Origin of the sequence: Bradyrhizobium sp. ISRA442 (genome assembly GCF_038085055.1) — a bacterium.
Taxonomy (GTDB): domain Bacteria; phylum Pseudomonadota; class Alphaproteobacteria; order Rhizobiales; family Xanthobacteraceae; genus Bradyrhizobium.
The window spans coordinates 266,547-281,677 of sequence record NZ_JALGCN010000010.1 but is presented as its reverse complement, the minus strand read 5'-3'; the positions used below and the strand labels follow the sequence as shown (position 1 = coordinate 281,677).

13 protein-coding genes are annotated in these 15,131 nt (G+C 57.4%); 5 read left to right on the top strand and 8 right to left on the bottom strand.

Annotated elements, in window-relative coordinates; all coding sequences use genetic code 11:
- Window positions 1–457: 457 nt before the first annotated feature.
- Both MTR72_RS22455 and MTR72_RS22450 read left to right on the top strand, forming a co-directional pair.
- Complete coding sequence (locus tag MTR72_RS22455) at window positions 458–1,810, top strand: amidase (protein WP_341511009.1); 1,353 nt, start codon at window positions 458–460, stop codon at window positions 1,808–1,810.
- 215 nt (window positions 1,811–2,025) lie between these two features.
- The gene (locus MTR72_RS22450) at window positions 2,026–2,445 is read left to right on the top strand and encodes a hypothetical protein (RefSeq protein WP_341511008.1); all 420 of its coding nucleotides are present in this window, start codon (window positions 2,026–2,028) and stop codon (window positions 2,443–2,445) included.
- Here the strand turns inward: MTR72_RS22450 and MTR72_RS22445 are convergent.
- The 6 genes from MTR72_RS22445 to MTR72_RS22420 all read right to left on the bottom strand — a co-directional run bounded on the left by MTR72_RS22445 (window position 2,374) and on the right by MTR72_RS22420 (window position 10,360).
- Entirely contained in the window at window positions 2,374–3,738 is a 1,365-nt protein-coding gene (locus tag MTR72_RS22445) for an MmgE/PrpD family protein (RefSeq protein WP_341511007.1), read from the bottom strand. The two genes, MTR72_RS22450 and MTR72_RS22445, sit on opposite strands and share 72 nt — an antisense overlap.
- Before the next feature lie 532 nt (window positions 3,739–4,270).
- Window positions 4,271–5,038, bottom strand: a complete 768-nt coding sequence (locus tag MTR72_RS22440; protein ID WP_280968816.1) for a gamma-glutamyl-gamma-aminobutyrate hydrolase family protein — start codon at window positions 5,036–5,038, stop codon at window positions 4,271–4,273.
- 12 nt (window positions 5,039–5,050) lie between these two features.
- On the bottom strand, window positions 5,051–6,184 hold the full coding sequence (locus MTR72_RS22435) for a M24 family metallopeptidase (RefSeq protein WP_280968815.1): 1,134 nt from the start codon (window positions 6,182–6,184) through the stop codon (window positions 5,051–5,053).
- 53 nt (window positions 6,185–6,237) lie between these two features.
- Window positions 6,238–8,040, bottom strand: coding sequence for an ABC transporter permease subunit (locus MTR72_RS22430; protein ID WP_341511006.1), 1,803 nt, complete (start codon window positions 8,038–8,040; stop codon window positions 6,238–6,240).
- On the bottom strand, window positions 8,040–9,158 hold the full coding sequence (locus tag MTR72_RS22425) for an ABC transporter substrate-binding protein (protein WP_280968813.1): 1,119 nt from the start codon (window positions 9,156–9,158) through the stop codon (window positions 8,040–8,042). Before MTR72_RS22425 ends, MTR72_RS22430 begins: the two co-directional genes overlap by 1 nt.
- 20 nt (window positions 9,159–9,178) lie before the next feature.
- Complete coding sequence (locus MTR72_RS22420; RefSeq protein ID WP_341511005.1) at window positions 9,179–10,360, bottom strand: ABC transporter ATP-binding protein; 1,182 nt, start codon at window positions 10,358–10,360, stop codon at window positions 9,179–9,181.
- Window positions 10,361–10,454: 94 nt separating this feature from the next.
- Here MTR72_RS22420 and MTR72_RS22415 point away from each other — a divergent pair, with 94 nt between their 5' ends.
- The 3 genes from MTR72_RS22415 (at window position 10,455) to MTR72_RS22405 (ending at window position 12,488) form a co-directional block, all read left to right on the top strand.
- Window positions 10,455–11,282 carry an IclR family transcriptional regulator gene (locus MTR72_RS22415; RefSeq protein ID WP_280968811.1) on the top strand — a complete coding sequence of 276 codons (828 nt, stop codon included), beginning with the start codon at window positions 10,455–10,457 and terminating at the stop codon, window positions 11,280–11,282.
- 19 nt (window positions 11,283–11,301) lie between these two features.
- Complete coding sequence (locus MTR72_RS22410) at window positions 11,302–11,922, top strand: recombinase family protein (protein WP_341511004.1); 621 nt, start codon at window positions 11,302–11,304, stop codon at window positions 11,920–11,922.
- 149 nt (window positions 11,923–12,071) lie between these two features.
- Window positions 12,072–12,488 carry a hypothetical protein gene (locus MTR72_RS22405; RefSeq protein WP_280968809.1) on the top strand — a complete coding sequence of 139 codons (417 nt, stop codon included), beginning with the start codon at window positions 12,072–12,074 and terminating at the stop codon, window positions 12,486–12,488.
- A gap of 307 nt (window positions 12,489–12,795) precedes the next feature.
- Here the strand turns inward: MTR72_RS22405 and MTR72_RS22400 are convergent, their stop codons facing one another.
- Together MTR72_RS22400 and nodU are read right to left on the bottom strand one after the other, a co-directional pair.
- Window positions 12,796–12,993, bottom strand: coding sequence for a hypothetical protein (locus MTR72_RS22400; protein ID WP_341511003.1), 198 nt, complete (start codon window positions 12,991–12,993; stop codon window positions 12,796–12,798).
- A 139-nt stretch (window positions 12,994–13,132) separates the two neighbouring features.
- The gene (gene nodU, locus MTR72_RS22395; RefSeq protein WP_341511002.1) at window positions 13,133–14,794 is read right to left on the bottom strand and encodes a nodulation protein NodU; all 1,662 of its coding nucleotides are present in this window, start codon (window positions 14,792–14,794) and stop codon (window positions 13,133–13,135) included.
- Between the last annotated feature and the right edge of the window lie 337 nt (window positions 14,795–15,131).

Genomic DNA, 15,131 nt, shown 5'->3' with positions numbered 1-15,131 from the left:
TGGTAGGACGAGCACGCAACCTCCCTGAAGGTCCAAATGGAAAAGATCTACTGCACGCCCAATGCGCTGGGCATCTTCGTTTTGATCCGAGTCTATTCTCGCCTGGGTCGGCCGAGTACCGCTATCTCGCGACGCAAAGCATCCACACGATCTGTATCGATGCTGACGATCCGGAAGCGCTCATGTGGGAACATCTTCAGCCGCGTGCGACGACTGGCACTAGCAAGTTCACGGGCCTCGATGGCTCTGTCTATGCGACAGCTGGCACGGTCTACCAATATTTCGATTTAACGAAGCGTACCCGGCCCTTTGTTTGCCCGCAGAGATACAAAGATCTGCCGCGGGTATCCCATCTGCCGCGGATTGTACCCACATGCAACGGTAGCAGCGACTTTCGTTTGCAGAGGCTTGAGCCAAGTCGCGCCTGGTGCCGTAGCGCAAACATCAGACTCATTTTATGACTAATTTGACCTCAATCAAGGCTATCGCGGCCGCACTCGAGGACGGCAGCCTGTCCGCGGTCGAAATTGTTGAGAACTGCATTGCTGCGGCGGAGCGGACCAATCCCTCGCTGCGGAGCTTTATTACGGTGGCAACGGACCACGCGCTGCTCCAGGCGAGGAAAGCTGATGCGCGGCGAAGGGCAAGCCGCGCCCTGGGCCCGCTTGATGGAATTCCTTATGCCGTGAAGGACATGTTCGAAACCCGCGGCATCCGAACCACCGGTGGCAGCAAGGTGCTAGAGAACAATGTACCGAGCACGTCGGCGGCGGCGATTTGCATGCTCGACGCAGCCGGGGCCGTCCTCATCGGCAAGACCAATCTCCACGAATTCGCCTATGGCGCGACCGGCGAGAACGGCTGGGCCGGAACGGTCGTCAACCCGCATGACGGGACAAGGCTGGCCGGGGGCTCAAGCAGTGGCTCCGCAGCAGCGGTCGCGGCTGGCATCGTGCCATTCGCGCTTGGCACGGACACAGGCGGCTCGTGTCGCGTTCCGGCTGCGCTCTGCGGCATTGCCGGGTACAAGCCGAGCTATAGCCTGATCAGTCTCGACGGCGTTATCCCCTATTGCTGGTCGCTGGACCATGCCGGCGTACTGGCGACCTCAGTTGAGGACCTGGAGCTTGTCGTGAGGCAGATCACAAAACTCTCGCCAGCGACGTATTCCGCCGCGTCGCTGAGAGTTGCCTTAGTCGAGGGCTTCGAGCAGAAATGCGAGGCGCCGGTGCGCGACGCGCTCCTCTTAACCAAGGAGCAGATGCGGCGGTCGGGGGCCACTTTCGGTGCGATCGAAGTCCCAGACCAGTCGGAGGCACGTACAGTTTCATTGATAATTCAATTGGCCGAAGCCGTTGCCTACCACGGCGCCAATCTCGCCAGCGCGAGCGACCGATTCGGTGCCGATATGCGCGGCGCCATGATACTGGGGCAGTTGCTGCCTGCAGAAAAGTATATCCAGTGTATGCGCTTGGTAGGAACTTACAGGCGAGCCTTTGCGCAGAACATGCAGAATTTCGACGTCCTGCTGACACCTGCCTGCCCGATTACGGCGCCGCAAGTCGGGACTGTCGAGGTGAACATTGCCGGGGAGACTTTTCCGATTGGAAATGCGCTGACGCTGTTTACTTCATTTTTCAATCTGGTAGGCGCGCCTGCGCTAGTCCTGCCGGTCGGCTTGCCGAGCCGCGGCCTGCCCGTCGCTGTGCAGATTGTTGGCGCACCCGGATCCGATGCTCAGCTCTTCGAGACCGCCCGTATGATTGAAAACCTACTGACAACCACAAAGCAGTCCGCACCTACACTATGAGCCGGCCTAACGACCACTTTGTAGATTTTCGAATTTCTGTCCCTCGCGAATGGGGCGCCTGAGCTTACGACTCACAACGCTCGTTGTAAAAACCGTTTTTCCCTTCGTCGTATGCGGCCCCTTACAATCTATAAGCGCGCCGAATCCATGACGAAAGTCGACGAGATCCCGTGTTCTCAGATGCGACCAAGTGCAGACGCTGCTTCGCGATCGGAATGGAACTCAAGAACGGGGTCATCTGGATGTTTGGCATCGGAGAAGACGGCGTCAAGGCGTTTACAGACTTCGGTATCGAAAACCTAAATCAAGTTCATCAAGTTCTACAAAAACAACACTGCGCTGCTCAGGCCGTGACCGTGCTACCTGCGGCCCACGCCGAAATAGATACAGCACCCGACTTGTGTCGCGTCTTCGGCGCCGTCATCGAAATCATCTGGGCTTCGCTGCATTACTGCGTCAGCAGCTTCCGCATCGACCAGATCGACGGCCAAGTGGTCACGCCAACCCACTGGTTGATAACGGACGTCGCCCGCGCGTGCTGCTCTCTTGGCTCGTGCCCGAACTTAAGCCGATGGTTCAAGTTTGCGGGTTTGAGATGTCGAATATCGATTGTCCGGTGGCGACAGGGCAGCTAGAAGGGGCGGAAAACCTTTGGTGTCAAGGCTAGCGAGCGCCGAGAGGATCTCGTCCTGCCACCGCGGGTGAATGTTCGCTCTCGAGATGTTCTTGAATTTCGCCACGATCTGATCGGTAGACAATGGGTTTGCAACGTCTCCCAAGGGATGCAAGACGACCATCTCTTCCGGCCCTTTGCCCTGATCCATGACGACTCGGGCCGGCGTTCCCACTGGAAACGCGGTAGCAAAATCGGGCGACGGCTCAAGTTCGATACGCGCAGCCAAGTCGAGTACACGTGCGTCAGTAAGACGTTCAACTTGAACAGGCTGTAGCGCCTCCCAACCATATAAAGCGGCCAGTGCACAATTAAAGTAGAAGCTGTATTGCCCCCCTTCCAGGGTGCTCGGGGCGCGCTCGTTTGCGAGGCGCATCGATTGTTGGAACGTCTCAATCCGCAGCCTCCGGATCTTTTCCCCTTCCTGACGCATGGCAAGGATCGCATCGATAGCTGCATGCATATAGCGGCAACATGCATATGGCTTCAAATAGCAATTTTGAACTTCCCACGAAGAGCCAAGATTGCCTATTAGGACATCGCGAGTGAAACGATCATTGTCATCAAGAAGATTAAGGGGGCCGGTTGCGCCTGACCGCGCGCGATAAGCGGCGGTGACACCTGCAACCACAGCAGGAGGAATTCCCTCCTTGATCGTGCTGCCCTCGAACTTGGGGGTTGAGCCCAAGAATACGATCGGTGCTTCCGACCCAGCAATCGCCAACGCGTGAGCAGTTTGCGTTGCATTCAAGCCCAAGAGACGGCAGGTTGCGGCGGCACCTCCATAGCCGACCCAGCGTCCGCTCGCGAGCGTATCGATTGTCTTAGCAGGACGAGAGCTCGCGATTCGGAGGGCGATTTCGTATCCAAGCGCGATCGCTGCCATCGTTTCGGAAACTGAGGCGTCAATAGCCTGAGCCACTGCCAAGGCTGCCGGAATAACACCTGCACCGGCGTGGCCCCCCGCGGCGCGATGACCATCATCGATGTCCAGTGCGCTCGCCGCAGCGCTATTCGCCATCGCGGCTCCGACGACGCCAGACCGTTTGTCTGTCAACCAAATGTTTATGTGGCCTTCGCCGTAAGATTCCAGTGCCGAGTTTCTGGCCGCATCAGCTAGCGGCGATCGCAGACCCGCAGCGGCAGCACCGATGAGGTCTAGCGTGAGCAATGAGATTGTCCGCCGAGTACCCGTTGGCAATGCGTTCGCTGCGTAGCTGCTACTGAAATTAGCGAGTTCAGTTATGACTGGCACTAGAACGCTCCCAATAGATCACGTTGTTGGCAAATAAAACGGGGTACAGGCCGGCTGTCTGCTCCAATCGCAAACACTGATAATGAGATCGTCGCGATAGCCACGACCATTAGGAACGAACAAAGGTGCTGGTCCGACGAACACCGATACACCAAATTTGATAGCAAAGCTTGGCCGTCCGTTGCCTCCCTAAGATATTGGGTAGCCTGCCGCAGTGACACGGAACCTAGTCGAGCTATATGTCGAAGGCGCGTGCTACGCCTGCGCAGAGTACTTTTATGGCCATGTACGGATCCGTCACCTACCAAATGCCGTAGTATCGCTGCTTGCCCGTGAACTGTAGAAGCCATGTTGTTTCACCGAATTGGACCAGCGTGTTTCGACATGCAGACCAACGTAACTACCAGTCACGAACTACCATTCTTGCAGCATGAATTTGTGTTGGAGACGGCTTCGCGCTCGCTCGCCATCGCCCCCTTCTTGAACCATGGTGATGTTTGCTGCTTGATCAGCGCCGCGAGGGATTGCGCGTTCAAGATCGCGCACGCGAGGGTGGCGAAGGCCGTGCGGGCTCTCTTTGGATCCAGTCGCAAGCTTTGGCAAAGTTATCAATCAATCGACGACAAGCGGGCTCACTTTCGTACATACATTCTGGGTGCCACTGTACGCCGATTACAAAAGGTCGGTCGGGCCGCTCGATTGCTTCAATAATTCCGTCGGCGGCGCGTGCGGAAATCACGAAGTCTGGAGCAAGCCGCTTGATGGCTTGATGGTGTAGGCTGTTTACTCGGAAGGACGACGATTGCTCGCCACAGAGCCTCCATAACTGCGTGTCGCGCTCCAAGTGGACCTCGTGAACGGTTTGATCCAATGGTGTACCGTCGCGGTGATCGATTGCGTGTGTCAGCTCATCGAGGGTATGAGGATAAATGGTACCTCCAGCTACAACGTTCAAAATCTGCATTCCCCGGCAAATACCGAGAATAGGTATGCTCCGATCGAGCGCTGAACGGGCAAGCGCGAATTCGAAGTTGTCGCGCTCTGGAATGATTCGTTGAACTGCCGGGTGAGGAGATGCGCCATAGAATTCGGTCGGAAAATCTCCACCGCCAGTAAGCACGAGGCCGGTAATCTGGTCGAGTACCGCAGCCACTTCAGCTGCTTTGACATAAGGCAATATGATCGGAAGCGCGCCGGTTGCCTCGATTGCGCGCACATAATGGACAGGACAGAAGTAGCCATCCTTCTCCACGTCGAAATTACTGACGATACCTATTACCGAGCGCGCGAGCTTAGCCATCTGGGATGATCCTCAAAGACGCGAGAAGAGCTTGCGCTCCATTCCGGTTAGGCGTTCCGGTCCTTGATCCGTAACCAGCACCGTCTCACTGAAGCCCATGCCGGCTGCCATCATCAGCATGTGGAACACCATCCCAGGTTCTATTACCCATTCCACACCTGGAACAAACTCCCGGATGAACTCGCCGGCGGAGGGGCGATAATTCAGACCAAGCGAATAGCCAGCGCGGTTCGTGTATGTTTCGCGAAGGCCAGAGGCCAGGAGCGGCTTGCGGCAAGCTCTGTCGACTACGTCGGCCGATGTGCCGGGCCGCATTAGCGCTATTGCTTCATCTTGGATGCGGATGATTGTCTCAGCGATGCGCCGCTGCTCGCCGGTTGGCTCACCCACGACCGCCGTGCGCATTAAGCGAGCCCAATACTTTTGATAGATCCCCTGGAGCTCGAAATAGACTGTGTCGCCCTGTTCTAGGCGTCGATCGGAGTAGTCTCCGTGAAGCAGATCCGTTCGGTTGCCGGACGTGATGATGCCGCTCAGGGGCAATCCCGATCCGGCGCTCACGAGCGCATTGAAAACGGCTCCGGCGACCACTCGCTCCGTCACGCCGGGGCCGATTGCCTCGATCCCAGCGCGCATGCCGACTTCAACTTGGCGGGCGGCGCTGCGCAAGTAGTCTATCTCCCGCGGCGATTTGATCAGCCGAAGGTGATCGACAATTCGCGGCTCTCTGACGAGAGTTGCTTTAGGTAGGAACGCCTGCAACATCTTCCACCGTTCCACCGTCAAGAACCATGAGTGCTCATCCACCCCAACGTGTCCGCCTGCTAAGCCGAGACCGTCGACCGCTCTTCGCGCCGCTTCGAGCCAAACGGGGACCGGATCGGCGGCGTCTGCATAGATCGTGTGGCATTTTACCCATGACGTGCTGCGCGCGGCCGGGACTTCCATATCGCGCAAGATCAGCACCGGGTCGCCGCGGCTCGGGACGGCTAAAGCATGATAAGAGAAATAGCCAGTCGTGTAGAATCCTGTCAGATACAGGATGTTTTCTGGTTGATGCAGCAGTAGTACGGGAAGATTATGCTTGGCCATCTCTTCTTGCGTACGCTGCAGGCGTGCCCGATATTCTGCGTAAGGGAAATCCATCCTGCTGTTCTCAGGTCTACTCACCGACGTTGGCTCCTTCACTGTCAGCTCGCTTATTTGCCCCGCCGCTCACCCACTTGGCGCATTGCCTCAACGCCGGCGTATATGAGGACTGTGAACGCTATCAGTAGGCTTGAAACCGCTGCAATCGTGGGTGTGATCTCTTCGCGAATTCCCGACCACATTTGGACCGGCAAAGTTTTGGTATTCGGTCCGCTTACGAAGAGCGACAATACCACCTCGTCGAATGATGCCAGGAAAGCAAAGAACCCGGCGACTACTAGTGCAGGACGGATGGGTGGGAGCACGATTCGCCAGATTGTAACGATGCGCGAGGCCCCGAGACTCGCGGCAGCGTGCTCAAGCCGTACGTTCTGGGCCTGCAGGCTCGCGGCGACGATCAGCACCACCAACGGAACGGCACCGATGCTGTGCGCTATCACCAACGCGAGAGACGTATTGACGAGTTGCAGTCGCGCAAAGAGGAAGTAGAGCGCCACCGCACTGATGATCACCGGAACGATCAGGGGTGCGAGCAAGAGCTGGTACCCGATACGGCGCATTCGCGGACTGCCGCGCACGAGTGCTATCGCAGCTGCTGAACCGACGGCAAGACTTACAAGCGCGGTAGCGATCCCGACGACCAAGCTCTGAACGGTGGCGGAGACCCAAGCTTCGCTTTTGAAATAGGCCTCGTACCACTGTAGTGAGAGGCTAGGAGGCGGAAAATCAAGGAACCGTGAAGAGCTGAACGAGATCGGAATAATAATCAGGATGGGACTGACGAGGAACGCAATAAGAATCAAGCTCATCCCTCGCAATAGCTTACCACCAAGCGCGGCACGCTCCCAATTTCTGGTGACGCCAGTCGGAAAGCGGATGTGATTTCCGACGGTGCGCGCTAGAGCCGTAGCGAGATCAATGAGCCGCACATAACCGCTGGTTGAATGACGAACGGTAGAGATTGTTGATTGGGCAGCGCCCTGCCGAGAGCTCAACAGGCGTTCGCTATCGACGAAATAGTTAGAAACTGAATAGAACACGAGTGTGACTGCGAGGAGCACGGTAGCAGCGGTGGCGGCAAGCGGCCAATTAAGAGTTCCATTCACATAAGTGTCGATCTGCATCGGCAGTACGATCGTATTCGGACCGCCGAGCAGCGCCGGCGTGATATAGAACCCAAGCGCGAATACGAAAACGAGCAGCCCGGCCGCGATCACGCCCGGTGCGCTCAAAGGAAAGAATACGCGCCAGAAGTTCTGGACCGGAGAGGCTCCGAGCGAGGCAGCAGCGCGAGTCAGACCGAATGGAATCCCTCTCATTACGCTCGTGAGCACCAGCACCGTGTACGGCATGAGGATGTAGACCATCGCTACAAGCACGCTGAACTGATTGTAGATGAGGTCGAGGGGCCGTTCGGTAAGGCCGAGCGCCATCAATAACTGGTTGATAACGCCAAAGCGTCCGAGGAGCACCATCCATGCATATGTACGCACGAGGTAGCTCGTGAAGAACGACAACACAACCGCAAGCAATAGCGCGGCGGCAACCCAGGTGCGCGCCGAGACGATCCAGAAGGCGAGTGGATATCCCAATAGAAGGCAGATCAGCGTAACCTTCGTTGCCAGCGCGAAGGTGCGGGCAAGTATGATCCAGTTCGTTGGGTTACCCAAGAACTCTTGGTAATGCGCGAAGGTCGGACCGGGATCGAGTAGGCTGAGAGAGAGAAGACCAGCGAGTGGGATGAAGAAGAAGATCCCGAGCAGGAGCGCAGCCGGAGCAAGCAAGAGCGAGGGTTCGCGATTGTGGACCGACCACGCGATGGCCGATCTCAAGGCATGGAGTGAGGTGGCCATCAGCTGGCCACCCACTTAATCCAGCGCTCGACGAGCACTTCGATATTCGACTTGCCAGAGGACGATTGAGCACCCCAATATGCCAGATCACGGAAGAATTGTCTGTCAATATTCTCGGGTGCCGTGGGTAGCTTGGCTGTGATCTTGGGCTCTATGTATTTAAAGGCGGCGCGATTTAACGGACCATAAAAAATGAGATTGTTAAGTCGAGCTTGCGCTTGCGCGGTGGCTTGGTAGGCCACAAACCGCATGGCCGCATCCCGGTTTTTCGTGCCCTTCAGCACGACCCAGTGAAGCGCGCTAAGCTCCCCTTCGTCCCACTGGTAATCAACGGCGGCACCCTGGGCCTTAAGGTACTCTATATTGCCATTGAATGCTGAGGCCATCCCGACCTGACGATCCGACAGGAGCTGGTTCGCGGCGGCTCCATCGGTCCAGAATTTCGTAATGTGCGGCTTGATGCGATCGAGGGACGTAAATGCCTTGTCGAAGTCGATTGGATACAGCTTGTCCCTGGGAAACCCGGACGCCAGCAACGCAAATTCGACAGTGGTCGGATCTCCGTTCGCACATGACCTGAGGGAGCGTGGCCCCGGAAACTTGCTGGTGTCCCAAAACTCGGCCCATGAGTGTGGGCGTGGCTTGTCGGCCGGGTATTCGGCCGTTGAGAATCCCATGACTGTGCTGAAGACGTATGAGCCTACGGCGTATTTTGCCTTTGCTTCAGGCAGAAGGTTTTCCAGCGTTTCTTTATCGAACGCCCCATAGTCGATTTCCTCGAGGTATTTGGACGCATCCGGTCGAAAAGCGGGCCGGGATAACTCCACCACATCCCATTGCACATTGTTGCTATCGACCTGCGCCTTGATTTTCGCTTCTTCGGCCGGAGACACATAGGTCACCTTGATGCCCGTCTCACGCTGGAAAGGATCAATCACTGCTTTGCGGATCGCCTCCTCATACACTCCGCCGCCGGAGACCACGACAAGTGCCGATGCTTGCGCCCGGAGAATGCCCGGGGCGCCAATCGCGAGCGCCGCTCCGCTCGCCGCGGCACCGAACCCCTTTAACGCCTCACGTCGGGTCGGCCGCCCGGAGTTGATAATCTCGTACGACATGAACTCTCTCCTAACGGAAATCATGAAGGCAGGATTGCCATGCGATTTACATCCGTGGTGGAAAACAATGCCGACCAGGCCTCGTGATTCTCGACACCTTTGGTTGTGCGTTTCGCCTCCCCAGTAAGAAGTCGTGCATCCCGTGCATCCCAACCAATTCTCACCTGTTCGGAGATCTGGAATCGAGGGGAGCAGGCGTGGCGCGGAGCCGCCACAGTGACAAACACCGGAGGCGTAATGCGCAACTGGACGCGGTATTTAACGACATTTCCGCAGTAGACGACCTCTTGGATTACGCCTTCGAATTCGTTGTCGGCGCGCGAACCGGCAACAAGAGGAATGATCTTCTCGGGTCGAATCATGAGGGTCACGGGTCCCGTCTGGCGCTCGAACCCCTGCCAGGTCGATCGAACCTGCAAGCCACCAACATCGAGCAGGAGGCCCTGATCTGTTCTTTCGTTAAGATGAGCGTCGAGGAAATTAGATTCACCAATGAAGCTAGCAACAAAGCGCGTTCGCGGAGTCTCGTATATCTCTTCCGGCGTTCCGATCTGCTCGACTTTTCCCTCATTCATCACAACAATCCGATCAGACATTGTGAGTGCTTCACCCTGGTCGTGCGTGACGAAGACTACGGTTGTCTCCAGAGATCTCTGTAGACGCTTCAATTCGAGTTGCATGTGCTCTCGGAGCTGCTTGTCGAGCGCTCCGAGCGGTTCATCCATGAGGATTACGCTTGGGCGGAACACAAGCGCGCGCGCCAATGCAACTCGCTGCTGCTGACCACCGGACAGCTCGTGAGGCATACGCCCCTCGTAGCCACCGAGCTGAACAAGATTGAGCGTTTCGGCGACGCCCGCTCGAAGCTCAGAGCCCGATACTCCGCGCATCTTCAGTGCAAATGCCACGTTCTCGAAAACGGAGAGATGGGGAAACAGCGCGTAGTTCTGAAACACTACCCCAATGTTTCGCCTGTGCACTGGCAGCCCAGTAACCGGTCGAGCTCCAATGAAGATCTGGCCAGCGGTAGGTGTTTCGAATCCCGCAACCATCATCAACGTCGTTGTTTTACCGGATCCGCTTGGCCCGAGAAACGACACAAACTCGCCAGCCTTGATCTGGACCGAGACATCATGAACCGCTTGCACGCCGCCATACTGTTTACAAAGTCGCTCTAAGCGCAGCGGTTCACCGCCAGACATTCACACCTCCCTTTTGGTGTTGCAAATAATGCAATTATGTTGCACAAAGTGACAGGCCCATGACGAACTGTCAAGTGCAGCTGAGGTTATTTCGATGAGTTTTGGCAAACGTCTCCCAAGCGACCGAGCCGGCGGTGAGGTTACGACCGTGCAACGCGCATTAAATTTGCTGAGAGTTCTCGGCGCGAGTGAAAGGCCGATCGGTGTAAACGAGATTGCGCGACGGCTAGGAAAGCATGTAAGCGCAGTTTCGAGGACTCTGGCGACCCTCGAACACAACGGATTTGTCGAACGCGAGGCCGAAACTGGACGGTTTGTCCTCGGGGTTGAGCTTATCGCGCTGGCGAGCAGGCTTCTTGCTGATCTCGATGTAGTCAGTGTGGCGCGACCCTATCTCGAAGAACTTGCCCAGAGTTCGAGGGAAACGGCCTCGCTCAGCCTTTGGAACAAGACGGAGGCCATCAACATCGAGCATGTTCTTGGCCCTGGTTCGATTAAGCATGTCGCTGCACCGGGTCGCCGCAACCCAGCGCATTGCACTGCTACTGGAAAGGCCATGCTGTCGCAAATGCCCGTCCCGACCCTGGAAGAGGTTCTGGCACTCGGCCTCGTATCCTACACGGAACGGACGATCACTGATGCGAGCGTACTTGAACGTGAACTCTGCCGCATTCGGGAGCGAGGATATGCGCTAAATGTGGGAGAGTTCATTCCAGAGATCGCCTCTATCGCAGCCGTCATCCACGATCGAAGGGGGCGAGTTGCGGCCGCAATTGCCGTCACAATGCCGGTTTTTCATTTTACTCCGCAAAGCGAACTGCAATTGGCGCCTCTTGTGGTGAATGCGGCGACGACTATCTCTCGGCGTTTAGGATACGCAGCGCCCCACCCTCGACATCACGATCAAGACGTGCCCGGCTGACCTGCGATGCGCGGAAGGTTTGCTGTGGTGCTCGCCGAAGCGGCTCTCGTCCGATGGATCTTCAGAATACCTCGGGGGCGAGTCCTCACGCACAATCGCTTTCGAACTGAACAGCGAAGGTGTACCTGGACCGCAAGGCGCTGAATGGGGTCCATCGACCATTCACGGCAATCCAAAACGCGGCATTGGCATTCTCAACAACGAGCTCTATGTCGGCCGTCTCGTCTGGAACCGCCTCCGCTATCTCAAAGACCCGGATACCGGAAAGCGCGTTTCTCGCCTGAATCCTGAATCCGAATGGGTGATCCAAGAAGTCCCCGAGCTGCGTATTGTTGATCAGGAAACATGGGATGCGGTTAAGGCGCGTCAGCAGGCGCTCGCCTGCGAGCCGTCAGCGCCTGGCGAGAACAAACTTAATGAGCGCCGCCGGCCCAAATACCTTTTAGCCGGCCTCGCGAAGTGCGGATTCTGCGGCGGCGGGTACACGATGGTTTCGAAGGACTTGCTCGGCTGCGCAACGGCGCGCAACAAGGGAATTTGCAATAACCGATTGAACATCCGGCGCGACGCGCTGGAGGCGTCCGTGTTGAGGGGCCTCCAGACGCATCTCATGGAGCCCGAACTGTTCAAGGAATTCTGACAAGAATTTACCCGGGAGGTAAATCGGCTAATCGGCTGAGGATCGAGCGCGGAACAGATGTCGAGGCGCAGCGGCGCGAGTTCGAGCGGACTGAGCGCGAACCCGACAAAGCGATTCAAGCTATCCTTGAGGGCGTGCCGGGAGCGAAGTTGAAGGACAAGATTGGCGCTCTGGAAGCGCGAAAGGCCGAGTTGATCGACCTCCTCGCGAACGCGGAGGAGCCGCCGCCCTTCCTCCACCCGAATATGGCGGGGATCTACCATCAACGCGTGGCGGCCCTGTACGAGAGCCTGCAAAGCGAAGGCGAGACAGCCGAAGCGGCCGAGGTTTTCCGAACGTTGGTCGATCAGGTGACACTCGTCCGCAATGGCGAAGAGCTAGCTGTCGTATTGCGGGGTGACCTGGCCGCGATCCTGCGCTTTGCGGCGGGCAAGAAAAACCCCGACTTCCTTTCGCAAGCCGGGGCTCTGGATGGCTTGCTATCGCAAGCATCGGTGGTTGCGGGGAGGCGCAACATCCGATTATCGCGATTGATTGAACAAGATGCTCCAAGGTTTGTTGCATGAGAGAACGCTGACAGGGCCATTGATTAAGAGTGAGCCTCGACCTGAGTACATCAATAACTTACCGGTCACACTACAGGCTTACCCTACCCAAAGTGGCGCATTCGTCGGATCATCGGCGGACCAAAGCATCGAGAACAGACGTAGCGTCGCCATCAGCCTCGCCATCGATCCGGATGCGGTGCCCGGTACCAAGATCAATCTCAATGATGCCCTGTCCTTCGTCGACGCGCCGCCGTGGTCGTCAATGGCGCTTCGGGCACTTCCGGCGGCGGCACAGACGCCCCAATCTCGACCGCCACGAACGGCGCTATCTACTCGCTTCAGTGTGCTTGCAAAGCTCCTTGCGCGACCTACACAGCTGGCTCACATGAAGGCCGGCCATGCGAGCCGCCTCGGAAGCAATGGCGCCGAGCTCCAGCGATGCTGCAACAAGCCGCTCCTTCTCATCCAGCGACCACCGCGCCGCCGCTCTACCGATGTGATCACCTCCGCCCTCGAAAGTCATGGCGCTTCTCCTAGGATCACCCCTGGGGCCTGCAGCAATCGCGTTCGTCCAACAAGGCGGCCTCTCGCGGAGGTATACGATGTTCGGCGTACGGTCCCGCGTCCCCGCGCTGAGAGAGAAAGATGCCGTTGGCCAGCGCTCAGTCGCCGCCCTCGCGTTTCGTCCACAGCATGCCATCGCACCACACGTGGTCAACGCGGTCCCACTGGCAGGCAGATGCCGCATTCGGGAAAAACCCGCGTCCATTGTGATTGGCGCTGGTATTGCACAGTAGCGGAATCCCCGTCAGGCCTTCGTATTCGACGAGAAGTTCGGCGATTTTGTGCTGAGAGGTCCTGCAAATAGTCTGCAATCGCGCAGAGCCGTCCAGATGCACAACAGCGGGGATCTTATCCCGCCACTCCGCTCGTGTTAGGTGCTCGAAAAGCATGTAAGGGTCTGGCGTTCCAGGACTAAAAATATCAGGCGCACGATCCTCCAGGCATATTGGCGCTACAGGCCGGAAGCGCTCGCGAAGTTTGACGTCGTTGAGATGGTCCTTCATTCGCGGCGATGTCGCCGCGGCGAGTATGCTTCTGCTACCCAAAGCCCGAGGTCCAACCTCCGCGCGGCCGGCAAGGAAAATGACGGGCTTGTTGCTGGCGAGAATGGTTGCAAGTTCACGCATGCTACATGGTGAGCCGCCCCATCCGGGCGGCACGTCGCCTCGTTCCACGGCTGGACCACTATAGACGGACCATTCTAATGGTACAAAGCCTTGGTCCGCCGCCAATGCCGAGCAAGCGGCACCTATTGCCGAGCCACTGTCGTTCGGAAAGGGTGGCACCCAGATAGCATCGAACAAGCCGGCAGCTCGCAGTGCGCTATTCCATTTTATGTTGAGACCGCAGCCGCCGGCTATGCACAGATTGCGCGCGGGAAGCCTCGAATGTCTCTGTATAGCACTCGCGAGTTTGCTAACGAGCAGACGCTCTTGGAAGCAATGAAAGGATGCAAGCACATCTTCAGGGGCTTTGGCTTTGAACCGTAGCGCGCTGGCATCGAAGAACTCATGGACAGGCTCAAGCGCGGCGTCCTCGCTGCAACGACCGACTGGCTCCGTAAACGAGATAAAGTGCTTTTCGTAGAGCTCCTGGAACACCTCGACGATGCTTTCATCGACCGAACCGAGCGCGATATAGGCCATCAACTTGCCCGCAACACCGAGGTCCCACTTGGTCCGGTTCGACTGCTTGTATGGTCCGAAGTGATAGCCTGCGGCAGCATAGGCATGCCCGATCAGGGGGAAGAGGCACTCGAGGGACCTGGCTGCGCGGCGTTCTACATGGTAGAGACGTGGAAAGGAGGCGCCGTCCCACACCAGACAAAACGCGGGCTGCCCGGCCTTGGCGAAAGGGCTAGTACAAAAAGCGGAAGCCACATGGGCTGTGACATGCGGATAGCTTTGATAAGGGAAGGCGCTCCCGTTGAGCATCAGCCCAGAGCCGTCGTGCGCTGTGAGGAGGCCTTCGGCCTCGCCCTCAACATACGGTGCCCCTTTAAGGGTAATGGGTGCAGTCCCACTGAAAACCTCAAATTGTGACTCAACCTCGCCCCACCATCCGTCGATGACGAACCGATCAACGTCCCGCGGACCTAAACCGTGCTCTGCCAAGGCGACAACAACCGCATCGAGATTGTTGATTTTTTTATATCGCGGATTGTTGTCCAGCTTCTCCTGCTCGACACAAAAGACAAGCCGTCCGTCCTCGACAAGGGCGACTGCTCCGTCATGAGTCAGTTTGATACCGCAGATGCGCATACTGTCTCCGAACCTAATTTCGGTGATCCACTCGATTTGAAGGCGCCGCAACTGTTGCTCATGTCGCGAGGCTCCGATGGGGCTCCCGTCTGCCACGATGCACGCTCTGGGCCAGTTCCAATCAAAGGAAACGCTGGCGATTGTCTGATCAAAGTCGGAGTTGGAAGCGGCTTGACCGATTCGTGACACCGGACGCGTTCGGTTTCGGACCAAGCACTCCCGCCTACCGCGACAACTTGCGTGCGTGCGACTGCGCCCCTTGTGTCTTCTCCGACGTCGAGCGAACGAGTGCAGCAGAGCTTACCGGGTAGTGAGATCGTTAACCGATCCTTCTATT